The 24,783-nt window shown below is 52.1% G+C and carries 25 protein-coding genes; 16 read left to right on the top strand and 9 right to left on the bottom strand.

Going from position 1 to position 24,783, the window contains the following annotated elements:
• The 3 genes from K0B01_09135 to K0B01_09125 form a co-directional block, all read left to right on the top strand.
• Window positions 1-2,009 (top strand): hypothetical protein (locus tag K0B01_09135; GenBank protein MBW6486297.1); only part of this gene is annotated, 2,009 nt, incomplete at its 5' end.
• Window position 2,010: 1 nt separating this feature from the next.
• Window positions 2,011-2,439: a hypothetical protein gene (locus tag K0B01_09130; protein MBW6486296.1), complete on the top strand. Its 429-nt coding sequence runs from the start codon at window positions 2,011-2,013 to the stop codon at window positions 2,437-2,439.
• 10 nt (window positions 2,440-2,449) lie between these two features.
• Window positions 2,450-5,233, top strand: a complete 2,784-nt coding sequence (locus tag K0B01_09125) for a DEAD/DEAH box helicase family protein (protein ID MBW6486295.1) — start codon at window positions 2,450-2,452, stop codon at window positions 5,231-5,233.
• A 128-nt stretch (window positions 5,234-5,361) separates the two neighbouring features.
• Here K0B01_09125 and K0B01_09120 read toward each other — a convergent pair whose 3' ends face one another.
• The 6 genes from K0B01_09120 to K0B01_09095 all read right to left on the bottom strand — a co-directional run bounded on the left by K0B01_09120 (window position 5,362) and on the right by K0B01_09095 (window position 7,733).
• Window positions 5,362-5,778: a hypothetical protein gene (locus tag K0B01_09120; protein ID MBW6486294.1), complete on the bottom strand. Its 417-nt coding sequence runs from the start codon at window positions 5,776-5,778 to the stop codon at window positions 5,362-5,364.
• A 15-nt stretch (window positions 5,779-5,793) separates the two neighbouring features.
• The gene (locus K0B01_09115; protein MBW6486293.1) at window positions 5,794-6,312 is read right to left on the bottom strand and encodes a helix-turn-helix domain-containing protein; all 519 of its coding nucleotides are present in this window, start codon (window positions 6,310-6,312) and stop codon (window positions 5,794-5,796) included.
• Window positions 6,258-6,572, bottom strand: coding sequence for a type II toxin-antitoxin system RelE/ParE family toxin (locus K0B01_09110; GenBank protein MBW6486292.1), 315 nt, complete (start codon window positions 6,570-6,572; stop codon window positions 6,258-6,260). Before K0B01_09110 ends, K0B01_09115 begins: the two co-directional genes overlap by 55 nt.
• Window positions 6,573-7,225: 653 nt before the next feature.
• Window positions 7,226-7,492 carry a hypothetical protein gene (locus K0B01_09105; GenBank protein MBW6486291.1) on the bottom strand — a complete coding sequence of 89 codons (267 nt, stop codon included), beginning with the start codon at window positions 7,490-7,492 and terminating at the stop codon, window positions 7,226-7,228.
• Entirely contained in the window at window positions 7,482-7,574 is a 93-nt protein-coding gene (locus tag K0B01_09100; GenBank protein ID MBW6486290.1) for a BrnT family toxin, read from the bottom strand. The genes K0B01_09105 and K0B01_09100 overlap by 11 nt, the downstream gene beginning before the upstream one ends.
• 42 nt (window positions 7,575-7,616) lie before the next feature.
• The gene (locus K0B01_09095) at window positions 7,617-7,733 is read right to left on the bottom strand and encodes a BrnT family toxin (GenBank protein MBW6486289.1); all 117 of its coding nucleotides are present in this window, start codon (window positions 7,731-7,733) and stop codon (window positions 7,617-7,619) included.
• A 480-nt stretch (window positions 7,734-8,213) separates the two neighbouring features.
• Between K0B01_09095 and K0B01_09090 the strand changes: the two genes are divergently transcribed.
• The 13 genes from K0B01_09090 to K0B01_09030 all read left to right on the top strand — a co-directional run bounded on the left by K0B01_09090 (window position 8,214) and on the right by K0B01_09030 (window position 22,321).
• Complete coding sequence (locus tag K0B01_09090; GenBank protein ID MBW6486288.1) at window positions 8,214-8,960, top strand: enoyl-CoA hydratase/isomerase family protein; 747 nt, start codon at window positions 8,214-8,216, stop codon at window positions 8,958-8,960.
• A gap of 71 nt (window positions 8,961-9,031) precedes the next feature.
• Window positions 9,032-9,727, top strand: coding sequence for a 7-cyano-7-deazaguanine synthase QueC (gene queC / locus K0B01_09085; GenBank protein MBW6486287.1), 696 nt, complete (start codon window positions 9,032-9,034; stop codon window positions 9,725-9,727).
• 11 nt (window positions 9,728-9,738) lie between these two features.
• Window positions 9,739-10,431 (top strand): 7-carboxy-7-deazaguanine synthase QueE, encoded by a 693-nt coding sequence (locus K0B01_09080; protein MBW6486286.1) that lies wholly within the window; start codon window positions 9,739-9,741, stop codon window positions 10,429-10,431.
• 5 nt (window positions 10,432-10,436) lie between these two features.
• Window positions 10,437-10,892: a 6-carboxytetrahydropterin synthase gene (locus tag K0B01_09075; GenBank protein ID MBW6486285.1), complete on the top strand. Its 456-nt coding sequence runs from the start codon at window positions 10,437-10,439 to the stop codon at window positions 10,890-10,892.
• 42 nt (window positions 10,893-10,934) lie between these two features.
• Window positions 10,935-11,852, top strand: a complete 918-nt coding sequence (locus tag K0B01_09070; GenBank protein ID MBW6486284.1) for a helix-turn-helix transcriptional regulator — start codon at window positions 10,935-10,937, stop codon at window positions 11,850-11,852.
• A 238-nt stretch (window positions 11,853-12,090) separates the two neighbouring features.
• On the top strand, window positions 12,091-12,654 hold the full coding sequence (locus K0B01_09065) for an XRE family transcriptional regulator (GenBank protein MBW6486283.1): 564 nt from the start codon (window positions 12,091-12,093) through the stop codon (window positions 12,652-12,654).
• 17 nt (window positions 12,655-12,671) lie between these two features.
• Window positions 12,672-13,811: an acyl-CoA dehydrogenase family protein gene (locus K0B01_09060; protein MBW6486282.1), complete on the top strand. Its 1,140-nt coding sequence runs from the start codon at window positions 12,672-12,674 to the stop codon at window positions 13,809-13,811.
• A 30-nt stretch (window positions 13,812-13,841) separates the two neighbouring features.
• Window positions 13,842-15,041 (top strand): NAD(P)-binding domain-containing protein, encoded by a 1,200-nt coding sequence (locus K0B01_09055; GenBank protein ID MBW6486281.1) that lies wholly within the window; start codon window positions 13,842-13,844, stop codon window positions 15,039-15,041.
• Between the two features lie 362 nt (window positions 15,042-15,403).
• Window positions 15,404-16,762: a TrpB-like pyridoxal phosphate-dependent enzyme gene (locus K0B01_09050; GenBank protein ID MBW6486280.1), complete on the top strand. Its 1,359-nt coding sequence runs from the start codon at window positions 15,404-15,406 to the stop codon at window positions 16,760-16,762.
• Between the two features lie 169 nt (window positions 16,763-16,931).
• Window positions 16,932-17,210, top strand: coding sequence for a hypothetical protein (locus K0B01_09045; GenBank protein MBW6486279.1), 279 nt, complete (start codon window positions 16,932-16,934; stop codon window positions 17,208-17,210).
• A gap of 86 nt (window positions 17,211-17,296) precedes the next feature.
• Window positions 17,297-18,598, top strand: a complete 1,302-nt coding sequence (locus K0B01_09040; GenBank protein MBW6486278.1) for a replication-associated recombination protein A — start codon at window positions 17,297-17,299, stop codon at window positions 18,596-18,598.
• A 559-nt stretch (window positions 18,599-19,157) separates the two neighbouring features.
• Window positions 19,158-20,951, top strand: a complete 1,794-nt coding sequence (locus tag K0B01_09035) for a hypothetical protein (GenBank protein ID MBW6486277.1) — start codon at window positions 19,158-19,160, stop codon at window positions 20,949-20,951.
• Window positions 20,951-22,321: a sigma-54 dependent transcriptional regulator gene (locus tag K0B01_09030; GenBank protein MBW6486276.1), complete on the top strand. Its 1,371-nt coding sequence runs from the start codon at window positions 20,951-20,953 to the stop codon at window positions 22,319-22,321. The genes K0B01_09035 and K0B01_09030 overlap by 1 nt, the downstream gene beginning before the upstream one ends.
• On the opposite strand, the gene K0B01_09025 is transcribed toward K0B01_09030, so the two are convergent.
• Genes K0B01_09025 through K0B01_09015 form a run of 3 tightly spaced genes read right to left on the bottom strand, consistent with a single transcriptional unit; the run spans window position 22,289 to window position 24,743 of the window.
• On the bottom strand, window positions 22,289-23,257 hold the full coding sequence (locus tag K0B01_09025; GenBank protein ID MBW6486275.1) for a biotin-dependent carboxyltransferase family protein: 969 nt from the start codon (window positions 23,255-23,257) through the stop codon (window positions 22,289-22,291). The two genes, K0B01_09030 and K0B01_09025, sit on opposite strands and share 33 nt — an antisense overlap.
• Window positions 23,257-23,928 carry a 5-oxoprolinase subunit PxpB gene (gene pxpB, locus K0B01_09020; GenBank protein ID MBW6486274.1) on the bottom strand — a complete coding sequence of 224 codons (672 nt, stop codon included), beginning with the start codon at window positions 23,926-23,928 and terminating at the stop codon, window positions 23,257-23,259. The genes K0B01_09025 and pxpB overlap by 1 nt, the downstream gene beginning before the upstream one ends.
• A 47-nt stretch (window positions 23,929-23,975) precedes the next feature.
• Window positions 23,976-24,743: a 5-oxoprolinase subunit PxpA gene (locus K0B01_09015; protein ID MBW6486273.1), complete on the bottom strand. Its 768-nt coding sequence runs from the start codon at window positions 24,741-24,743 to the stop codon at window positions 23,976-23,978.
• Window positions 24,744-24,783 lie beyond the last annotated feature (40 nt).

Raw genomic sequence — 24,783 nt, 5'->3', positions numbered from 1 at the left:
GGAATCTACCAGAAAAGGGTAAGTTTTCCTGCCCCTCGGGATGCGCGCCGACCGCCGTCATCAGCGCCGCCCGCAGCCTTCCGGAAGATGAAACATTGCCGACCATTCCCTATGCCATCGAGGGTTATTGCCCCCGCTGCGACGGTGATGTCGATAAGGACCTCTTCGGCGACGAGAAGGCTTCCCGGAAAAGGATTTCTCATCTTTGCAACCTCCACGACAACAACGGGAAGTTCTTCAAGAAGGTGACACCGGCCGACCTGAAGCGCTACCAGGAGACCGAGAGACGCTGGGAGAGGGTAAAGGAGCACCTCCCTTACCCAAAGAGTGAAGTCCCTGTTGGTGAGAAAACCAAATCGGGTTTGATTGCCCATCACTACCGATTCTGGCACCAGATATTCAACCCCCGTCAACTCCTCTGCCTGGCTACAATGCTCAAGGCGATTGGCGAGGAGATGGATCAGACGCTGAAAGAGATGCTGCTATGCGCGTTTTCTGATTGTGTCGGAAGAAATAACCAATTTTGTAGGTATTTCAATGATAGAAACACCATTCAGGAAATATTCTCCCGCCACGATTATCAGCCAAAAAATACTATTGCAGAAGGCAGTATTTTCGGAGACAAGTCAATACGCGGAACATATCCGCAGATCTTTGGGCGGTTAATTGAAGGTAAAAAATTCAATCATGATGCCTTTGATTGGTATCCAAATCTCTCTGGGAAGGCAAAGGAAAGTCACACCGATATTAGAATTAATGGCAAGCAGGCAATTCTGAAATGTGGTGATTCGAAGATCGAAATTCCTTTGAATTCAAATCATTTTGACTATGTGATAACCGATCCTCCCTACGCTGGTAATGTCAATTACTCTGAACTATCGGATTTCTATTATGTCTGGCTGCGTCTGATCCTGGCAAAGACTTATCCTTCCTTTGCTCCGGAGATGACCCCCAAGATAGAGGAGATCATCGAAAACCCCACACGGGGGAAGACCGCCGCCGACTACGAGGACGGCCTGACGGCGGTATGGCGGCGTTGTTGCGAATCTCTGACGAACGATGGTCTGCTGATCTTCACCTTCCACCATGCCGAAGAGCGCGCCTGGGAGACATTGCTGGAATCTCTCTGCAATGCCGGTTTTCTGATCGAAGCGATCTATCCGATCCACGGCGAGAAGGAAAGCTCCCTCAATCTTATGGATAAGCAGGCGATCTCCTACGATCTCATCCACGTCTGTCGGAAAAGGAACGGGAAAGCGGAGGGCAAGCAGCGTTCTTGGGCGGGAGTGCGCCAGGAGATCCGCAGCAAGGCTCGGGAGGAAATCCGTGTCATTGAGGCGGGCCGTTACGGCCGGGAAAAAATGGCCCCCGCGGACGTCAATATCATCTTGATCGGCAAATGCCTGGAGCTTTACAGCCGTCACTATGGACGGATCGTCGATCATCTGGGCGGGGAGGTCCAGCTTCAGACGGCCCTGGGCGCGATCCGCATGATGGTGGAGCAGATCGTCACCACTGAGCGGCCGCTGCCCTCGGAACTGGAGAACATCGATCCGGTCAGCTACGTCTATCTCACCTGCCTCTGCGACCGGAAGGAGATCAAAAGCGACGAGGTCCACAAGACCACGCGGGGCCTCATTGAGCCGGACATTCTCATCAGGGCCGGCGTTATGCGGAAAGGCCGGGCCAAGCGGGGCCGGACCTATGAAGTCAAGACGCCGGATGAACGATACGGCGATCTTAAGAAACTCTTTTCCGCCAAAGAAAAGAACACAAGTCAGCTTTCCCTTTTCCCGGATCTGGAGGAAGCGCGCTTCGACCGCTTCGCCCTCGTGGACGTTCTCCATTACCTCATGGGCCTTGCCGAGGCGCAGGAAAATATCGTCCCCTGGCTGAAGGAATGCCAACCCATCCTTCCACAGATCCGGGCGGCTATCGCATATCTGCGAGAGAAGAACCCAACGTTCCAGAATCCCGCAGACCGAATCCTCAGTCTGATCGAGGTATGACATGAAAGGGTATGAAATCTTCGAGGAACGACATCTGAAACGGTACCGAGAAGACGGCATCGCGCCCCACGAGATCCGGATCGGTCTTCTGGATTTTCTCCGGGAGCTGCGGGGAGGAATGGAGGGCATTCCGTCCCTTTCCTCCTATATGGTCATCGGGATTGATGATGTTCTCTACATGGCGGGCATAGAGGGACGAAAGGACGTCGCCAAAACCATCCATAACATTCTGCAAAAGGCGGCGGATGCTCTGGAAAAGAAGAAGATCGAGGTCCAGATTGTTTGTAAGGGTAAACTTATGAAGGGAGAATCGCTCTGGCTGGAATACCGAAACGAGAGGCTGCCGATCGATTATATCTTCGGAACAACGACGAAGCGCGAGGTGCGCGGGAATCCCGTTTACGCCACCGGATTCAACCTGTCGAGTTGAATAACAGGCCATGATCAAAGAAGGCAAGAAGGTAAAGATTTACAGTCGGCCGGAGCTCGGTTCCGGAGAGGTGTTCCGGATCACGGAGCGGCAGGGGAAATTGTATGCCGACGTCGTATTTCAAAGAGATGGCGAGCGCATCCTGGAGACCTATCCGGAAAATATGCTGGCGCCGGTGGCGAATATTCTGGATCGCTATGATCACGGCGAGTCCGATTCGCCCGTTGACTTTTTTCTCAAACAGCTTGCCTATCAGATCCCCTTGGAAAATGCAGGGGGAGAGCTTTCCAACAGCAAGACGGATCTGCTTCCTCACCAGATTCTCCTTACCCATCAGGTGGTGACCGCCCATCGGCGAAGCTTCCTCATTGCCGATGAAGTGGGCCTGGGGAAGACCATCGAAGTCGGCATGATCTTGAGAGAACTCATCGCTCGGGGCGAGGCTCGGCGCATCCTCATCATCTGTCCCGCCGGTCTCACCGTCAACTGGCAGAACGAAATGAGGGACTGTTTCCGGATTTTCTTCGACATCCTCGGCCAGGATTTTACCGATGCGAACCCCTATGCCTGGGAACGGCGCAACCAGGTGATCGTATCCATCGACACGATCAAAAAACGCGAGCGGCTGGAAAAGATCATGTCGAGACCGGACTGGGACGCAATCGTCTTTGACGAGGCTCATCACCTGAGCCGGAAGAGATACGGGAAAAAGATCGACGTCACCCAAAATTACCGGCTGGCGGAAAAGATCAAGGGGAAAACACGAGACCTCCTGTTTCTCACGGCGACGCCGCACCAGGGCGATCCTTACCAATTTTGGTCGCTGATCCAGCTTCTGGACGATCAGCTTTTCGATACGCCGGAGGCCATGCAGGATCATCGCGGGCTATTGGGACGGGTCATGTTCCGTCGCATCAAGAAGGAAGTGACGGATGCCCAGGGTGATCCCATCTTCATGAGACGCCAGGCGCATACCCAGAAGTTTCAGCTCTCCCTCCGGGAACAGCGATTTTACGAAAAGCTGACCGAATATCTGAAAGAGGGCTATAACGCCGCGGGCGTGGGACAGGACAAGACGACCAAACAGCAGCGGGCGGTCGGGTTCGTCATGGCGACTTTTCAGAAGATCATGTCGTCCAGTCCGCGGGCGATCAAGCAGGCGCTGCGGCGACGATTGATCGCCCTCTACGCCCGGAGGCAGATGGCACTGGAAAGCGGCGAGTTAGGAGCGTTGTCCCGCACCGATATCGCCTCCCGGATCATTAAATGCCAGGAACAGATGCGCAGACTCGTCATGGAGCTCCTGTCCTACGGCAGAGGCCAAATCGATTATACGGAAGCGGATGCCTATATCGTAAGCCTGAAGCAGCGCCTGCGGAAACGCCCCCGTTTCGAGGAGGAGATCACACAGTGGGCGCTGGATGCGATGGAATCGGACGATCGAGTCATCGAGGCGGAGGCCAATATCCCGAATGAGGATGAAAAGGTGAAGGAACTGATCGGTCTTGTGGACGACGGACCAGACCGGAAATTCAACACCCTTCTTAGGGCCATCGAACAGATCCGCCGGGAAAACCGGGACGAAAAAATGATAATTTTTACCCAGTACCTGGAAACCCTCCGCTTTCTTCAGGATGAGCTGGGGAAATACTATCCGCCAGAAAAGATCGTCGCTGTGAAGGGCGGCCCACTGGAGGATAAGATCGCCTCCTGCGAGAACTTCTGGAATGAAAACGGGGCGCAGTTTCTCATTTCAACTTCCGCAGGCGGCGAGGGGATCAACCTCCAGGTCTGCCGCATCCTCTTCAACTACGACCTGCCGTGGAATCCCATGGCGGTGGAGCAGCGGATCGGCCGCATTCACCGATACGGTCAGACCGATACGGTTCAGGTCTATAACCTGGTCGCCGAGGATACGATTGAAGAGAAGGTTTACACCATTTTAGAGGAAAAACTCTTCGAAATCGCGCAGATCATCGGCAAGACCGATCCGGTGACGGGGGAGGTCTCAGAAGATTTCCGGTCGGAGATTCTCGGCTACTTGGGCTCGTCCGCCAACTACAACGATCTCTACAAGGAAGCCCTCATCAATCGGAATTACCAGAGGACTGAACTGGAGATTGCCGAGGCCATGAAAAAGGCCCAAGAAGCCAGCGAGGCACTCCGACAGCTCACCCAGGACCTGCACGCCTTCAACCTGGAATTTTACCGGGAACTCAAAGGGAAATTCACACTGGAAGACCTTCGCTGCTTTACCGAAAAGGCCATACTTCGCTTGGGGGGGACTTTTATCCCTTCCGGGGATCTCATCAGCATCACCGTGCCGCCGGCCCTCAAGAAATATCCCGACGTCTCCCCCAGCTATACGAATGTAACCTTTTCCCGCAAGCTCGCCACGCGGAAAAAGGGCATGGATCTGCTGGGACTTGGCCATCCTCTCATTGACGCCCTTGTGGATTACTTCGGAAGCGAAGCCGTGAACGGAGACGTCCTGTTGGCTCGGTGTGAAGGAACACCGGCCAAGGTGACGGCGCGCTACCTGTTCACGATGGACTTTGAAGACGGGTCCCGGCGGGAAAGGTATGAAACTCTCGTTCTTGAAGGCGCTGCGCCTGCCGACGACCTGTCATTTCTTCGCCGCATGGGCTGGGAGACAAATAGTACAAAACCTCCCAAAAACATCGAGGATCAATTGCGGATCCTTGTCCAGAATCAGGATGCCAAAATCCGCTCGATCTCCGACGGCGTCCTCAACGTAAGGGCGCGCTGCGTAGGAATCGAAGCGATCAATTGATTTTATGTCAGGAGGCCGGATAATGGCTCGTGTCGTGCCAAGCCAGGTCGTGGAAATGATTGATCAGATGTTTCTGTAGGCTAAAGACGAAAAGTGGAACAGTATTTTATGACCCTTATGCACCGATGCTATATTTTCAACAAACCCTTCCCCATGAGATAATTGCCGTTCCCGTTGACTGAATACAACAAGGTAACCATTCTCTTCAGAACATCGTCAGTGCTTTTGCCCGCTTCAAACTGGATCAGAAATTCCCTCGTCAACTCTGATAGTCTGCTGATCTGTTCTTCATTGATTACAAAAACCAGATCTCCCATCTTCATGGCTGCCAGTTTCTGCTGGAAAGCCTTCAAGGCTTCATTGAAAATGAAATGAGCAAAGAGAAACTCCTGACTGAATTCGATATTGAACACGCGGTGTAATATCCCTTGTACCGCACTAAAATAATACAGTTTTTCCTCGATGCTGGAGACTTCCTCCATTTTTTTTACGGCATATTTGATCTCATTGACGACGATATCTTTCATTTTTCTGCCGGCAGCCATCTTCGATCTCCTTCCTTAACAGCTTAAAAATCCGCCATATCGGGGGATTGTTGTTGAATCATCACTATTCCAAGAGAGCGGAATCTTGGGTTGTTCCTTACTCGGATAAATATCATCGTTAGCAGTTGGAACAATTGAGTTTTGTATTTTTACTGCTTCACGGAATGGATAAACGAGCACCGGCTTGCTGATAGATTTTACGGTGCTGAAAAAGGCGTTGAATTTCAAATCCAAGGCATCCGCCACTTTCAGGAGGGTCTTCAGGGTAAAATTGGGATTCCCGTTCAATAGTTTTGTGACGGCAGCCGGGGTCACACCCAGCAACTCGGCCAGTTTGGCCCGTGTCATTCTTTTTTCTTTCATCCTTAGACTGATTTGCTCGGTCAAATCGAGAATGACTTCCTCCAGACGGAAATCGGGGTCATCTTCCAATGCCGTCAGTTTTTCATTGAACCACTTTTCCGTATCCATGATGGCGCTTACCTCTTTTCCTTGCTTTGAATCTTTAGGCTTTGCTGATACGCTTTTTCCCATTCTGCTGCCTTGCCAATTTCTATCTTGAGTTTTTTCTGTGATGGTTTAGAGAAACCATGCGTTAAAATGAGCGACTGACCCTTGCCAAAAAAACTTAAGATTCGGACCCCTGTCCTCGTTTTCAGTTCGTATATTTTGCCTTCAAGATGCTTAAACTTTTCTTCATTGACTGGCGGTCCTGATGCACCAATATGTTTGAATAAGGCGAAGATCTGTTTTTCTGACTGCTTATCAAGAACGGAAAGAAACTCGACCACCAAACAACGTTAATCCAAATCCAACGCATACAGGGTATATAATTTACCTTTGCTGAGCGTCTTGAGGATCATTATTAACCTATAGGTAAATATTTGTAAAGGAAAATTTTAGCCTCTATTCTCAGAAAAATCTCCTGTCGACTGTTCCTAATATATTGCCTGACAAGGCCACCTGTAACTTTCGTCGGACGGTTCTTTGTATTTGCGTGTATTTGTGCCGCCTTTACTTGAGACCATCATAGGAAATGCCCGGAATATTTCCCATGATGGAGGCGACTATAGGTCAATAACTGCAATTTTTCAACAGTTTTCGCTAATCTGAATTGCCTCAAATAAACAGTAACCCGAAAGGCATTTGAGGGTGGAATTGCTTTATTGTTGTGCTTTCTCAACTTTCAAACCGAAGTTAATGCAATCATCAAAATCGTTGTGGTGTGGACTTGTATTTGTTGTCTTGCAGTTCCGTTTAATCAAGCCCGTCAAAACTTTCAGGAAGCTGTCCTTGCACCCGACCCCTTGAAAAATTGACTTCCGAAAATTGCACGTTTCAACCCGGAGGACACAGGGATAATAAACCTGTAGGAGTTTATTTACTGCCAAACAAAAAACAATCCTATTTACGGAATCATGCCGCTCTCATGAGGAGCGTTCACCCTTTAATTTGACTTATTTTCTCCAAGCCTGACATCCCGGCGTTTACTGCTGCCCGGAATCTTTTTAAGCTGTATTACTAAACGAAGCGCTTCGTTCACCGCTTCATCATTCGGGAAATCTCTTGCCACATCAGGTGATAGCAAAACCAGGTTTGTCCCCTGCTCATAACGCTTGGTGTATTTTCCGCGCACCCCTTCCTTGAGCAGGGATGAAAGATCGTATTCGGGACGAAGTTCGTCATTTTTTTCGTCTATGGATTTAGTTTTCATAAGCTTCACGCTCCTTTCGAGTCAGTTCCCTTGTGCTGATAATACGGGTTCGATCTCCTCTGTCTGTGTGGGGAACCATCAAAAGCCGGTTGGCAATAGATGCCCCAATTGTTATATAGCGGTCTTAATCAAAAGAGTGATCCGGATCGTGGATCGTAATGCTCAGTTTGTTCCTTAAAACGGTAGTTGCCTCGCTGAAGGCAACACGATGTTTTCGGATGTTCGCTTTGGCTTTGGCAATATCCTATTCGAAGTCAATCATGGCATCAATATTCTCTTTTAACTTCCGTAGTTTGGCAGGTATTTTAAAGCATTTCGATTGGAAACTTCAGGAAACTGTCCACTTTTCACGGCGTCCTTCTTTGCAAAAAGGAGTACGCTCTATTTCCAGTAGAAATCAAGCATTATTTTAAAGGGTAATGTTTTGTTACGTATAGCAGGAAGTTATGCAATAACCGGATGAACCCCTTTTTCCAAGAAATGATGATTATTGTGCCCGTTTTTGAGTGGGGACCATTTTTACGACAGGCAGAGGTGTTTTTCTAAAGCAGGCTGGCGGGCTGGTGGTTTGAGGGAAAATATCGGTTGCGGTTTGACCGCTTGGCATGCTAAACCGCCAGATAAATTCAGAGGGTTTACCTGAAGGATGAACCATTATAAATAAGCGATTTATGCACGCATTTTTGAGTGAAAGGTAAAATTCAGGCAGCAGGAGGGCGCCGTGGCCAAAATAGTTAAAGAACTGCAGGGGAATATCGCGATCCTGACCTTGACGAACGGGGTTACAAACGCGATAAATCTCGAACTCGTGGAGGAGTTGTCAAAAAACATTCAGGAAAGCAGCAAGGAAGCGCGTGGCCTGCTTTTGTGCGGTGGGGAAAAGTTTTTCTCCATCGGCTTTGACCTTCCGGCCCTGATAACAATGAGCAGAGCGGAATTGTCTGATTTCTTTTATAAATTCAATGACCTTGCGCTTGCTTTATACACCCTGCCTTTTCCGTCTGTCTGCGCCCTGGCCGGTCATGCGATTGCCGGCGGAAACATCCTTGCGCTTGTCTGCGATTTCCGGTTTGCCTGCTCCGAAGCAAGAAAAACAGGGTTAAATGAAATCAGGCTGGGGCTTCCGGTTCCCTACCTCGCCGATATGATTTTGCGTCAGCTCGTTGGTGATCGGGCGGCAACCGAAATGCTGTACGGCGGGGAGTTCATCTCTTTAACCGACGCAGCCGAGATTGGACTGATCGATGAGACATATCCGAAGGAGCGGTTGAAAGCGGCCGCGCTGGAGAAAATCGCCGGACTTGCAACCCTCGATGCTCATGCGTTTTCCGCAGTAAAAACGAATCGGACAGAAGGGATCAAGAACAATTACGAAAAAAACGCTCGGGTTAAAAACGAGTTTTTCATCGATTGCTGGTTTAGTGAAGCGACCCGGAAAACGCTTCTTGCTGCCGCCCGGAAATTTTGAAAATCGCAAATGCTGAATCTGCCCCGGTAGAGCGTTAATATTTATATTGAAACAAATACAGACACATAACTATGAAAAAGCAAAAAGTTGTTATCCTCGTAAGCGGGGGAATGGATTCGGTAACAGCGCTCTATGACGCCTCCAAGAAATATCGCGTCATCTGCGGTATGAGCTTCGATTATGGCGCGAAACACAACGCCCGGGAGATTACGTTTGCCGCATTTCACTGTCAGAAACTGCGAATACCCCATTTCGTCATTCCCCTTGATTTCATTGGCGATCTGTTTACTTCCGATCTCCTGACCTCGGGTGGGGAGATTCCCGAGGGGCATTACGAAGAGGCAACGATGAAACAGACCGTGGTTCCGTTTCGCAACGGCATCATGATGGCGATTGCGGCGGGATATGCCGAAAGCGTCGGGGCCGAGGGGATTGTAATTGCCGCGCACCAGGGGGACCATGCAATCTATCCGGACTGCCGGGAGGAGTTTATGGCTTCCATGGGGGAGGCGATTCGGCTGGGCACTTACAGGCAAATCGAGGTGATCCGTCCGTTCATTGCCATGAACAAGGCCCAGATCGCAAAACGTGGTGAAGAGCTGCGCGTGGACTTTTCTTATACCTGGTCATGCTACAAGGGGGGAGATATCCATTGCGGTCGCTGCGGAACCTGCGTGGAGCGCCGGGAGGCGTTCATCATTGCGGGGGTTAAGGATTTAACTGTTTATGCCCACGAGGGGCCGCTTCCCGCCAAACCCGGCAATTAACGAAAGAAGCCATGCGCATCTCAGAGACCTTTTATTCCCTGCAGGGCGAGGGAATTTTGACCGGCCAGCCTTCCGTTTTTATCCGCACGGCAGGCTGCAATCTTCACTGTCGCTGGTGCGACTCGGCATATGCGGCCGGGCAGGCCCGGGGAGAGGAGCGAACCATTGACTGTCTCGTTCAGGAGGTTTGTCGTTATCCGACCAGATTCTGCGTAATTACGGGCGGCGAACCAATGCTGGCCGAAGGCATCCACGAGCTTACCAAACGACTGGTTGCCTGCGGCCGGCATGTGACAATCGAAACGGCCGCCACGCGTGCCCCGGACGGAATTGCCTGTTCGCTTGCGTCTTTGAGCCCCAAACTTTCCAACTCGACGCCGGACGTGGGTGTTGCGGAGGCCGTCCGCATCCGCCAAGAAGCGCAGCGCCTGCAGCCTGATGCGCTCAGAGACTGGATTGACCATTATAATTATCAACTTAAATTCGTAGTCTGTTCACCTGCGGATATAGATGAAATACTGGATTTGCTGGAAAAACTGGGGAGAAACATTCCGCCGGAGCGGGTGCTGCTGATGCCGGAAGGCGTCGAGCCAGCCTCCCTGACAAGGGCTGCCGAAAATATAATTCCGGCCTGCAAGGAGCATGGTTTCCGTTTCTGCGACCGATTGCAGATTCGGCTTTACGGAAACAAGAGGGGAACGTAATAATTATGACTTATCGCATTTGCAAGACCATCGAGATCGAGAGCGGACATATGCTCACCAAGCATCATGACAACTGCAGGTATCCGCACGGCCATTCCCGCCAGGTCGAACTTATTCTGGAAGCCGACGAGCTCGATGCAAACGACATGGTGTGTGATTTTTCGGTTTTGAAGATTGCCCTGAAGGGGTTTCTCGATTCTTTCGATCACGCCATGTGCATGAATACAAAGGATCCGCTGTATGAAACCTTCAAAAAAGCATACGGCGACAGGGTGATCGGCTTTGACGACACCGACCCCACGACGGAGGTGATCGCCGGGATGATATTTGCTCAAGCCCGGGAGGGTCTCGAAAAGTACGCCCGAAAAAAGAGGCAGCCCTATTTTCTGGCCAAGGGGGTAAGACTGGTGCGGGTGAGAGTCTGGGAAACATCGACCAGTTGGGCGGAGTTTGAACAATAAATCATTGAAAGACAGTCAGCCGTATATTTTTTGGAGATTTTCATGTCGGAAGAGATGATGAGCACCAAAGAGCTTTCCAGTTATTTGAATATCCACGAGAAACAGATTTACGCGCTGATCCGTGCCGGCAGAATTCCGGCAACCAGGCTCACCGGGAAATGGCTGTTTCCGAAAAAGGTAATCGATCAGTGGATAGAGGATAATTCGAAGGATGGATTGGCGCAGGTAAAAAAGAAAGGGGAAAGGATTGCCGGCGCCCTTTTGGCATCGGGCAGCAATGACCCTGTGCTTGACATCCTCCAGACCTGCCTCAAAAAGTCTCACCCGGAGTTCTACATATTTTCAGCGAATACCGGCAGTACGGAAGGAATGGAATCGCTGGACAGGGGTTTTACAGACATAGCCTGGTCGCATCTGTTTGATCCGGAAACCGGGGAATACAACATCCCGTACCTTGCCAAACTGCTTCCCCATATCAAGGCGGTGGTTGTCAATCTGTTCTACCGGGAGCTGGGATTCTTGACGGTGTCCGGGAATCCCCTCAACATAAGGGGCTTTGAGGACTTGACAAAGCCCGGCCTCCGTTTTCTGAATCGGCAGGAGGGTTCCGGCACCCGCCTGCTCACAGATTTTCATCTGGCAAGATTGAATATCTCTCCAGGGTCCATCGTCGGGTATTATGATGATGTCTATACCCATATGGAAACGGGACTGGGGGTTTTTTCCGGCGAGGTGGATACCGGCATTGCCACAAAAGCGGTGGCCAGCATTTTTAATCTCGATTTTATCCCGGTTGTCAAGGAACGTTTTGATCTGATCTGCGACCAGACGGTATTCTTTCAGAAGGGTGTTCAGGCGCTGGTCGCGGAATTGGGCGGCGACGTTTTCCGCAGGCGCGTCTCGCATTTGGGGAGCTATGATTTTAGCGATGCCGGGAAAATACTGTATGCAATGTCTTGAAAAACGCCTTTTGTTAGCGTAAGGGGCGGTGTGTTCTGGCCATTGCTCCGCGGGCGGGCATCCATAGAGGAAGCTTGACAAAAAAGAGTTGGTATAATCAGCGCAATTGTTATATCAGTCAAACCCGCATTGAGAAGAAGCATCGAGAATGTTTATTGCGGTTGCCCGTATTTACGATTTTTTGGGCGCCTTGACCTGAAGTTTGTCGGCGATAATAAATAGAAGAGGGGGAGCGTGGATGGCAACAAAAAAGGTAGTGAAAAAACAGGAGAAGTCATCCTTTGGGCGCCGCATGAAAGACGCCCGCGAAAAAATGGGGATCAGCATCGAGGATCTTGCCCTGGAGACGGGATATGTGCATGAGAATCTGAGCGCGGTTGAAGAGGGAAGAAGTGTGCCGCCCGTTTCGCTTGTCCTCCAGTTGAGCCGTGCGTTGAAAATGAACATGGATGAGCCGGAGTCCAATGGACAGGGAACCACCTCCAAAAGGCGCACCAAGGGTCACAAGATGCGGGTTGATTCCTATGCCTATACGGTGCTGAGCAAGCCGGGGACGGACAAACACCTGCGCGGCTATCTGGTGAACGTCGATGCCAACACCGAGCATAAGGGGGTCGAGTACCACCATGAAGGCGAGGAGTTCGAATATGTGCTGAGTGGCGCCGTGACCGTTCAGGTCGGAGAAAATATAACAAAGCTTTCCAAGGGGGAAAGCATCCACTTCAATTCCGGGTTGCGCCACAAACTGAGTAACCCGAATTCAGAGCCAGCCGAGCTTCTTGTTATCATTTACGTTCCCTGAATTGGAGGAGAAAAAAGATGGCTTTTGAACTGACCCAGGAACAGGAAATGATTCGGCTGATGGCGCGGGATTTCGCCAAAAAAGAACTTGAGCCGTTTGCCGGAAAGTGGTCGCAGGAAAAGATTTTTCCGGAAGCGGCAATCAAAAAAATGGGGGAGTTGGGACTTTTGGGAATGATGATCCCCGCCGAGTACGATGGCGCCGGCGCCGGAGCGGTCAGTTATTGTCTTGCCCTTCAGGAGATTTCCTATGCCTGTGCCTCAACGGGAGTCACCATGTCGGTGACAAACCTCTCTTCCGATCCCGTTTTTAAATATGGCAGCGAAGAGCAAAAGCGGCGTTACCTGATGCCGCTGGCAAGTGGAAAAACGATTGGGGCATTCGCCGTTACCGAGCCGGATGCCGGTTCGGACCCCGGTTCAATGACAACCCGCGCCGAGGACAGGGGGGATCACTACATAGTAAACGGTTCCAAGGTATTTATAACAAATGCCGGTTATGCCGGGGTTATTAACCTTATCGCCCGGACCGGCGCTGATAAATCGAACCGCGGGCTTTCGGCTTTCATCGTGACCCCGGATATGCCCGGTTTCAAAATCGGCCGCAAGGAAGACAAGATGGGGCTGTGCGCCTCCAATACCGTCGAGCTCCTTTTTGACGACTGTATTGTGCCAAAGGATAATCTCATCGGCAAGGAGGGATTGGGATTCAAGATTGCGATGGTGGCCCTGGACAGCGGGCGCATTGGCATCGCCTCGCAATCCCTGGGGATTGCCCGGGCCTGTCTCCATGAGGCTATCGAATACGCAAAGACCAGGAAGCAATTTGGCAAAAGTATCGGTTCTTTTCAGGCAATTCAGTGGATGATTGCCGATACTGCCGCGGAAATCGAGGCGGCCCACTGGCTGACGCTGGCAGCGGCGGAAAGGAAGGATCGGGGAATTCCTTTTACACGGGAAGCGTCGATAGCAAAACTGTTCTCCTCGGAGATGGCCAACAGGGCGGCATACCGGGCCCTGCAAATCCACGGCGGGTATGGATACATGAAGGAGTACAAGGTAGAGAGGCTTTACCGCGACGCCAGGGTAACCGCCATTTATGAGGGGACTTCCGAGGTGCAGCGGCTTGTGATCGCCCGCGAGGTCATGGCGGACTAACGCTTGTGGATAATGAAGTCAAGATGATAAATGCTGATTGATCCTTTAGATACGAGCAGGATTGCCATAATTGGACCGGGACGTCTCGGAACGTCCTTTGCGTACAAGTTTGGCAGAGACGGCAAGCGTGTTGCCATCTACTACAAGGACGTTGACTTCTGCCGGGCCATTAACCGGGAGCATATCAACCCGAGGCATCTCACCGAGGACATCGCCCGGCGCCTCGGCGGCATGGATCTGGTGCCCCGCCTCGCTAAGACTGTCAAGGCGACGAATGATCTCGGCCGTATCGTAGATGAGAGCGACTTTATCTTTCTTTCTGTCACGATGGACCGTCTGCCCGAGATACTCGATCAGATCGAACCGATTTTGCAGCGCAAGATAACCAATACATGCTTTATTTCACCGATAAAGGGGCTTTCCGCCGTAGAAAAGGTCTGCCAGCTTATAACCCCCTCGCAGCTTATCGCCAACCGTTTCTACCGAATGAGCGAAAAGATCTCGATTGTTTCTTTGGGGGGGCCTTTTTTCGACATGGATGTCGCGCTGGGGAATCCCGTCTGTCTTACCGTGGCGGGGCCGAAGCAGATCTGCGCCACCATCCGCAAGGAGTTTCTCGGCGCCAATCGCCGGGAGCTGACCTCTCTGTATAATTTTGACATAGTCGGGGCGGAGGCCTGCGGGGCGCTCAAAAATATCGTGGCAAATTTAAAAGGGGTTACCGATTGCCTTGGGTTGGGCGATTCGATCCCGGGGACCATTTTCTCCCGTTCCGGAGTGGAGATTCGCGCTTTGTCAAAGATTCTGGGGGGCAGCTTTCAGGCCTTTCAAAGCCAGGCCGGCGTCGGCGACATGTATGTAACCCTTGCGTCCGAAGCGAGCAAAAATCATCGTTACGGGAGCTATTTCTACGAGATGTTCAACGGCAATCCGGTTGATACCCACTTAAGCGTACTAAGAAGGATAGACGGCAAACCGGAAGGCCCCAATACGATCTTGAACGTTCACAAGTTTCTGGAAAAGCGCAATATGTACAGCCCGATTTTTCACTGTGCGTACAAGATTTTCAACGAGGAGCGCAGCCGGGAGGCGATAAAGGAGCAGATCATTAATGCCACCCAGTTTGACCGCCGGACCAGGGAGTACATCGGTCCCGTTTCCCGCTTGCTTTATCGCCTTTTCCCGAATCTTTGGTACCGGCGGCACCGGGGGTTGCTTTCCAAACCGTAACTTGAAGTTTCTCTGTATTTTTTACTGATCGCCGAACCAGTTCCATTTTTAGGCAAAAAATTTTGCCATAAAAAAAATGTTGACAGAAATTGTTTGATTGTGTTAGGCGAGAACCGCATATCGAATTAATAATGTTCGGGGATAGACGCATGGATTCAAAAAATGTAATGCTTTTCTGGTGGTGGCAGACGATAAGCGTCTGCCCTTAATCCTTTAAAAAGGGGTGTGGGCAGGGGGAGACCCTACCCATTGCTCTTGATAAGTCACAAAACAAAAGGCCATGGGAGGATCCCGTGGCCTTTTGTTTTGTCTTGTCAGGAGCTTTTATCAACCAACTTTAAAAAGGAAAGGAGAAAATTGTTATGCAGACCAAAGTCGTTCTTGAGGATTACGAAATCCCGAAACAGTGGTACAACATCCAGGCGGATTTGCCGAAACCGATGAGTCCCCCCCTCCATCCGGGAACCGGAAAGCCGGTAACCGCGGAGGATCTGGCGCCGATCTTTCCGATGAACCTGATCGAGCAGGAGGTCAGTCAGCAGCGCTGGATCGATATTCCCGGCGAGGTGCTCGACAAGTATCTGCTTTGGAGACCGAGCCCGCTTTACCGGGCGCGCAATTTCGAAAAACTCCTCGATGCCCCGGTGAAGATTTATTACAAAAACGAGGGAGTCAGCCCTGCCGGTTCCCACAAACCGAATACGGCGATAGCCCAGGCATATTACAATAAGGCCTTCGGCATTAAGCGCCTTTCGACGGAAACAGGCGCCGGCCAGTGGGGAAGCGCCCTTGCCATGGCCTGCCAGATGTTTGGTCTGGAATGCCGGGTATTTATGGTTAAAGTCAGCTACGAGCAGAAACCTTACCGGCGTTTGATGATGAACACATGGGGGGCGAATTGTTTCGCGAGTCCGAGCAACCTGACTGAGGCGGGGCGGCAGGTATTAGCCGAGCATCCCGATTCCCCCGGAAGTCTCGGAATTGCAATCAGTGAGGCGGTGGAAGATGCAGTCTCTCATGAAAATTCTCGCTATGCCCTGGGCAGCGTTTTGAATCATGTCCTGCTCCATCAGACAATCATCGGTCTCGAGGCGCAAAAGCAGTTTGAGAAGATCGGCGAGTATCCCGATGTCGTCATCGGCTGCGCGGGCGGCGGCAGCAATTTTGCCGGGATTGCCCTGCCTTTTGTTTGTGACGAGATACACGGCAAGCAGTTGCGGATACTTGCCGCGGAGCCTGCCCTCTGTCCGACGATGACGCGGGGGCCGTTCGCCTATGATTTCGGCGATCTTGCCAAAAAAACGCCGCTTTTGCCGATGCACACTCTGGGCCACGATTACGTGCCTGCCCCCATTCATGCCGGCGGACTCCGCTATCATGGGATGGCGCCGATCGTCAGCCACCTGTTGAACCTGGGACTCATTGAAGCGCAGGCGTACAACCAGCTCGATACCTTCGATGCCGGCGTTAAATGGGCGAGAACGGAAGGGTTTATCCCGGCGCCGGAGACGACCCACGCCATTGCCGCCGTTGTTGCGGAGGCCCGGCGGGCAAAGGAAGAGGGAAAAGAGCGAACGATTCTTTTCAACTGGAGCGGTCACGGGCTGGTCGATCTGGCGGCCTATGACGCCTATCTCAATGGCCGACTTGATGCCTATGAGTTTTCTGACGATGAGATGAAAAGGGCGCTCAAGGCGATCGAAGGCCTTCCCAAGCCTTAGAAAAAGGTAGAAATTCCGGGACCAGCTACAAACAGTCGGTCCCGGAATTTTTTTGCCATTTATCTTTTGTAAATGCCCTTGTGAATGGACTGCCGGCTTTCGGGAAAGCGCTTCTTTAGTGGCAGCTTTACCCAATAATGTGATAAGGAAGAAAAAACAGGGGGGCGCGATGGAACGTAAGGATGAAAAAACAAGCGATTATAAAACCCTGATAATCAGATGTCCGCGCCTCGGCGGGGAAGTTCCCTTTGCCTATTGTGAAAAGGAGGGGGGCGATCTTCCCTGCCGAATGGTTGTGGGCTGCTGGGAGGGAATATTTTTGGTCGAGAATCATCTGCGGGAAACACTGTCAGAGGAAGCGTGGATAAGACTTAACAGTCAGCCGCCCAAGGATAAACTGACAAATATCCTCGATATTGTTGAGAAGGCAAAAAAACGGATAAAATAAATTAATTATCAACAGGATTGGGAGTGGAAACGGAGCTGTTCGATAAAAAAACCCCGGGAACAGACAACCGACCGCTGGCCGATCGGATGCGCCCGCGGAGTCTTGATGAATACCTTGGCCAGGGGCATCTCCTTGCTGGCGATACCCTTTTGAAAAGGGCCATTGCGGAGGATCGCCTTTTTTCGATAATATTTTGGGGGCCGCCCGGTTCAGGAAAGACAACCCTGGCCCGAATATTGGCCAAAGAGACCAAATCCCATTTCATCAGTTTTTCCGCTGTGCTCTCCGGAGTAAAGGAAATACGCTCTGTCGTTGAGGAGGCATCCGGGCTGCTTCGTCTCAGCGGCCGCCGGACGATTCTCTTTGTGGACGAGATTCACCGCTTCAACAAGGCCCAGCAGGACGCCTTTTTGCCCCATGTCGAAAGCGGCCTGATAACCCTGATCGGCGCGACCACGGAGAACCCGTCGTTTGAGGTTATCTCGGCGCTATTGTCCCGGATGCGGGTTCTTACCCTCAAGCCGTTTACCGTCGAGGAACTTTCCGGGATCATCAGGAACGCCCTGACTGACGCCGAGCGCGGGCTGGGCGCCCTCAATCTGGAGATCGAGCCGGACGCCCTCCTGCAAATTGCCGATTATGCCGATGGCGATGCCCGAACTGCGTTGAACAATCTCGAAGCGGCAGCTTCGCTTGTGGACAAAGGCTTGGAAAGTAACGGCCTGATCACCCGTGCAGTTGTCGAGCGGGCGATTCAAAAAAAGGCGCTCCTTTATGATAAAGATGGCGAAGAACACTACAATCTGATCTCGGCGCTGCACAAAAGCCTCCGGGGCAGCGACCCGGACGCGGCAGTTTACTGGCTGCGGCGGATGCTCATGGCGGGCGAAGATCCCCTTTATCTCGTCAGACGGATGATCCGCTTTGCCTCGGAGGATATCGGGAATGCCGATCCCCGGGCGCTGGGCGTGGCAATCGATGCGATGCAGGCGTACCATTTTCTCGGTTCGCCGGAGGGGGAACTGGCGCTTTTCCAGGCGGCCGTTTATCTTGCCACGGCAACGAAGAGCAACGCCCTTTATGAGTGCTACGGCAGAACTGGACATGCCATAGAGAAAACCGGCGCTCTTCCCGTGCCGCTGCATATCCGCAACGCCCCCACTGGTTTGATGAAGGAGTTGGGCTACGGGAAGGGATATCTCTACGCCCATGATTTTTCGGATGCATTTGTTGCCCAGGAATATCTGCCCGACGAACTCCGCGGCGAAAAGGGGCGCTTCTATAAGCCGACAGACCGGGGTTATGAGAAGATCATCCGGGAACGAATCGAACAATGGCGGCTGATGAAGAATTCCGATGCCGCAAGACGAGAAAAAGGTAAAAGGTGAAAGGTAAAAAGTGAAAAGTGAAAAGTGAAAAGTGAAAGGGATGTCCCTTTTTTCGGGAATTGTCTGGCAGCGGAGACTTTTTTATCGGAGTTGGCATATTTATTGGTTAAGTGGAAGTTAAAATGGACAAAGGGACACGGGTTAATAACAAAAGGGGAGGTTCAAAGAACCCCCCCTCATTCAGGAGTTGGAAAGCTTGTTGGCCTTCCTTTTCTATTTCAGCGCTGTTTGATCGTGCCCGCGATCAGTCAGCATGTATCTTTGTAGATTTATACAGCATTAAGTGTGCCATAGATAGGTAATGCCGATAAGGCAATGAAATAATTTATAATTATAGTATGGCGATCGATACTGTCTTTCCCTGCTTTCCCAAAAGGGAGGCAATAAATGTCGCCCCGGATGATTTTAATAATAATTAAAGTGAATGATAACAGTTACTTTTAGAAGGAGGGCCTTTTTGTCAGCAATCGACAAAAATGTCGAAACGTCTTTATTCCGACCGCTGTTCGGTGAACCGTCAACCAATTAAGGGGGTTTCTAACTTTTATGGAAAGTTTTTATGAATTCTGAAGAAAATATCACCCGTCTGCGGGGCGCTCATCGGTTCAAGTTCCGGTTTATCCAACCTTTCGCTGTCATCCTGGTCAGCGCCATTTTCATTATTCTTATCTTGACCATGGGCTTGAGCGATATGCGGCGCAGTGAACGAATGCTGAGCGGCTTTATCGAAGATCAGGGCCGGCGGATAATTGGGGTAGTGGAAAAGCTGACCGAGGAAAATCTGAAAAACATGATTGCGGCCTCTCAGAAAACTCCGGGAAGCGTCGCCATCTCCCTGAAAGAGCAGATATTTTCTCCCGATACGCTGCTAACCGAAAAGATCATCGCGATGGGCAGGGAAATAGACAATCACTGGAAAAAGGAGCATATCAGCGGTTCATATATAGATGAATTTGCACGCAAAAAGAACATCTGGCTGGTAGCCGTCCTTAATGCCGCTGGTGACGTCATTTTCCAGAGCCGGCTGGTCGCCGAAAACCTGCGTGCCGACGTTCAGGAGAAAAAAAACATAAAACAAAGCGCCGCGGAGCTTATCAAGGGGTTAAACACCCTGAACCGGCAAAAGAAAATCGGCTTTATTGCCATGAGCCGCAAGGATGAAAGCGGAACCATTGTTCTTGCCCTTGACCGGGAGAGTATGCGTTATTGGGGAATGAGGGTTTCCGTGGAACGGGCGATAGAGAAACTGGGGAAGGGTCAGGGGCTACTTTACCTCGCCATAAGCGATGCCAAGGGGCTTGATCTCGGTAGTATCGGGTTCATGTCGGGTGAGGGAAGGCTGGATGATTCGCTGAGAAGCAGCATCCTTTCCGGCGCCATGAGGTTCAAAAGCGCGAAAACAAGCCGTGGAGAAAACAGCGTTCAGGAAATAACAGCCCCTTTTTACCTCGGGAAAGAGACTCTGGGTGTTATTATTCTGGGCCTCGACCGGGGGAACACCGACAAAATATTGATGGAAAACAGGAGGAACGTCTATCTGTTTCTTGTTTTTGTGATCGCGATTACCCTGCTTTCGCTGTGGCTTCTTTACCATAATCAGAACCGGCACCTGGGGCGGGTAGTGGAGATGACCAGACAACTGGAAAAGGCTGAAAGGCTCTCCTCTCTGGGGATGCTTGCCGCCGGCGTTGCCCACGAGATTCGCAATCCGCTAAACGCGATCAGCATGGCCAGCCAACGCCTGAAGAGGGAATTCCCTCCCTCTGAACTGGGAAAGAAAGAAGAATTTGATACGATAACAACGGTCATTCGCGACGAGATCAGACGTTTGAACGGAATCATCGAGGAGTTTCTGACCTTTTCCAAAAGCAGGCGCCTGGAGCTGCGGGAAAGCGCCGTCCAGGATGTTTTGCGGAAGATTGTGAATCTGGCTTCCGCAGAGGCCTCCGCGAAGGGCGTCAGCATCAGGGCCGATTGGCCCGAAGAACCGATCGTGATCCCGATGGATATGGACAAGCTCCAGCAGGCCCTGCTGAATTTTGTCAAGAACGCCGTGGAGTCGATCAGCGGCACAGGCGACGTGACCCTTGCCATCATCAATGAGGAAAAGGGTCTGGTTAAAATCATAATCACCGATACGGGATGCGGATTGACCCCGGAAGAGGTGGAACGGATTTTCAATCCGGAATACACGACAAAGGAAAAGGGCTTTGGCCTTGGTCTTTCGCTGGCCCACGAAATAATCCGCGGACATGGGGGAGAGATACGGGTGAAAAGCCAAAAGGGTGAGGGGACGGTATTCGAGATATTTATGCCGACAGAAAGGCTCAAGGAAAAGGCGGCGGCAAAATAATGAAAAAACTAAATATACTGGTTGTTGATGACGGGCGTTCGCAGCGAGAGATGTTGAGGGATTTCCTGAAAAAGGAGGGGCACTCGGTCGGTGAAGCGGAAAACGGGCCACTGGCCATTCAGCAGGTCAGGGATAGACACTTCGATCTGCTGCTGCTCGACTATAAAATGCCCGGGATGGACGGAATGGAGGTTCTTCAGTCGGTAAAAAAGATAAATCCCGAGATTGATGTGGTTATTATTACCGCGTTCGGGACGATCGAGACGGCCGTGGAGGCGATGAAGGCGGGCGCACTGGATTATATCACGAAGCCGGTTGAATTCGATGAGCTGCTCCTTTTGGTGGGGCGCGTCTCGGAACGGAGGACGCTGATCAGGGAAAATGAAATTCTCCGCGATCACCTCGGTCAGAAAGGCGTCTCCACGGATAAAATAGTCTTCCGCAACGAAAAGATGGGCGCCCTGATCAATATGGCGGGAAGGGTTGCGGCAAGCCGGGCGACGATCCTGCTGCAGGGGGAAAGCGGGACGGGCAAGGAGCTTTTTGCCCGCCTGATCCACAATCTGAGCCCGCGGTCGGAAGGAAGAATTATTGCCGTTAATTGCGGTGCCTTGAACGAGAATCTGTTGGAGAGCGAGCTTTTCGGCCACGAAAAGGGGGCGTTTACCGGCGCTGCTGCGCGGCGGATCGGCCGGTTCGAGGAGGCGGACGGGGGGACGCTTTTTCTCGACGAGATCGGCGAGCTTTCGCCGCAGGTGCAGGTGAAGCTGCTGCGATTTTTGCAGGAGCGGGAGTTTCAGCGTCTCGGCGGCAATCAGACCCTGCATGCCGATGTCCGGGTGATCAGCGCGACCAACCGCGATCTGGAAAGGATGGCGAAGGGAGGAGGGTTTCGGGAAGACCTCTTCTACCGGCTCAATGTCGTTACAATGCAGTTGCCGCCGCTTCGGGAGCGCAAGGAGGACATCCCGCCGCTCATCGACCATTTTCTTGTGCGCTATGCCAGGGAAAACTCCAGAGAAATTGAGGGGACAAGCAGCGAGGCGCTGGATATGCTGCTCAAATACGACTATCCCGGAAACGTCCGGGAACTGGAAAACATCATAGAAAGAGCGGTCGTTATTGCCCGGGAAGATATTATCTCCGTTGCCGATCTACCTTTTGGCGAGGGAATCGAAGAAACGGACGGGGGAAAAAAGACGGAGGATGGGGTTCTGCGTCAATCGGTTGAGGAGCTGGAAAGAAAGTTGATTGCCGAGGCGATGGAAAAAACCGGCGATCATCAAAGCCGCGCGGCCGCGCTTTTGGGCATCAGCGAAAGGATGCTCCGCTATAAGCTAAAAAAATACGGTCTGAAGGCGGGGCAGTGATAAGAGGGCGCGGATTTTTTCCAAACGGCGTTCCTCCTCCCGGTAGAGGCGATGCGCCTCCTCGATGGAGGTCTGCGCGAATATTACGATGTTGCCGGGCAGGGCTTGGGCCACTTTCTTGAGATCTGCCGTGATGACGGTGGCGATTTTGGAATAGCCCCCGGTTGTCTGTTCCACCAGAAGAATGATAGGTTGGCCGTCGGCGGGAATCTGAATGTTTCCCGGCACAACAGGTTCGGTTATAATGCTTTGGGGCGCATCCGGGTCATGCTCGATGAGGGGTCCCCTAAGTCTGTACCCCATCCGGTCGCTTTGCGCCGTTACTTCATAGCGGGCTGTAAAAAACAGGTCGAGAGCTCCCTTGAAGGAGCCTTCCTGTGGTCCCGGGATTGCCGCCAATACAAGCTCTTTTGGATATTCAGGAATAAATTCAGAAGGTAGGAGGAGAGGCTGTTCCAGCAGGGCGGCTTTTCCCTTTTTCAATATATCCCCCTTCACCAGCGCCCGTCCCTGGAAGCCGCCGAAGCCGGCCCGGACGAAAGTGGAGCGGCTTCCCATGACAACCGGCGCAGCAAACCCGCCGTTCACCGCAAGATAGGCCCGGCATCCCTTTTCCGCCAGGGGAATCCTGATGACATCCCCTTTTTTTATCCGTAGGGAACGCCACGCCGGGACTGGAGTTTTGTTGATTGTCATTCCCATTTCCGCGCCGGCGATCGCGATATCGGCCGCCTCCATCGCCTCAAGAATGGGTCCCATGACCGTTATTTCCAAAACGCCCATATTTTCCTGATTTCCGACAAGCAGATTGGCAATGCGACAGGCAGAGGAGTCAAGCGCCCCGGAAGGGGGAACTCCCCTGTCGAGAAAGCCGAAACGGCCGAGATCCTGGATGGTCGTGAGCGCTCCCGGGTTTTTGACGATAAAAATATCCATCAGGAGTGCTCCTTTTTGTATATTCTATCGAATTCATTCGCGGATATGGGTTCAAAGCGGATACGGTCCCCCGCCTTGTAAAGAAAGGGGTTTTCTCTCTCCGGGGCGAACAGCCTGAGCGGCGTTTTGCCGATTATCTGCCAGCCACCGGGACTTTCGACGGGATACATGCCGGTCTGCATCTCCGCTATTCCCACGGAGCCGGCGGGAATACTGACGCGCGGCGTTTCCCGGCGGGGAGTTTTCAGCCTTTCGTCCATCCCTCCGAGGTAACAGAACCCCGGTGTGAAGCCGATCATGTAAACGGGATATTCGCGGGAGGAGTGGAGCTGGATGATTTCTTCGGTTTTGAGCCCCGTATGCGCTGAGACGATGGCGATGTCTGGCCCCCATTCGTCGCCATAGCGGACGGGAATGGAAACAAGCTGCGCCTCCGGCCGGAGCGCGTGGTTGTGGTAATTTTCGATGCTGCTTATTTCCCTTTTCAATATATCCGGTTCTGTCAGGAGGGGGTCGTAAATAATCGCGAAAGAGCGGTAGGCGGGCACAACGGCTTGCACGCCCTGCGGCGGATTATGGCGAAGCAGCGAAGAGATTGCGAGCACTTTTTCGTTTACGGAAAGAGCGATGCCCTCGCCGTAATCAACCAGCAGCGCCCGGTCCCCGCTCATTCTGAAGTGCGGTTCTTCAAAAAGATGAGGCATAGTTTTCAAAACACTTAATTTAAAGACCTGACCCCAATCCCTTCGGCTTCCAGCGCCTGTCTGATGGCGCGGGTATGCTGGACAGCGGAGGGGTTGTCGCCATGCAGACAGAGGGTGTGGATTTCCATCTGGAGCCGGGAGCCGTCAACGGCGATTACCTCGCCGTCAATGGCCATCCGCAGGGCCTGCTCGACGCTCCGTTTAGGATCCTCGATCACGGCGCCGGGACGTTTGCGCGAAGTGAGTTTACCGTCCGGGTCGTAGGTGCGATCGGGAAACGCTTCGAAGGCGACCCTGATCCCCGTTTCAGCGGCGATTTTTTGCGCCAGTGCAGCCTGGGCGCCGCCGAGGACTACCCAGATAAGATTGCAATCGACCGCGGCGATTGCCTCCGCGATTGCCCGGGATAGATTTTCATTGCCGACGCTCATGTTGTAGAGATTGCCGTGCGGCTTTACATGCTGCATCTTTGCCCTGTGCAGACTGCAAAAACCTTTTAACGCGGCAACCTGGTAGATGACAAAATCGCGAACCTCAGCGGAGGTGCAATCCATGTTGCGCCGTCCGAATCCGACCAGATCGGGGTATCCGGGATGCGCGCCTACGGCAACGCCGTTTTCCCGGGCAAGCTTGACTGTTTTGTTCATGACCTGCGGATCGCCGGCATGGTACCCGCAGGCGATATTCGCGGAACTTATGTGCTTTATCACCTCGCCGTCCATGCCAAGGGTGTAGGCGCCGAAGCTCTCGCCCATGTCGCAGTTGATGTCAATTTTTTTCATTGCCGACTCCTTTGCTGAATCAGGAAATGTCGCTTGTCCT

The sequence above is a fragment of the Syntrophobacterales bacterium genome, assembly GCA_019429105.1.
Classification (GTDB): Bacteria; Desulfobacterota; Syntrophia; order Syntrophales; family UBA5619; genus DYTH01.
Note: the sequence above shows the minus strand (reverse complement) of the source record. Positions and strands in the feature narration are given on the sequence as shown.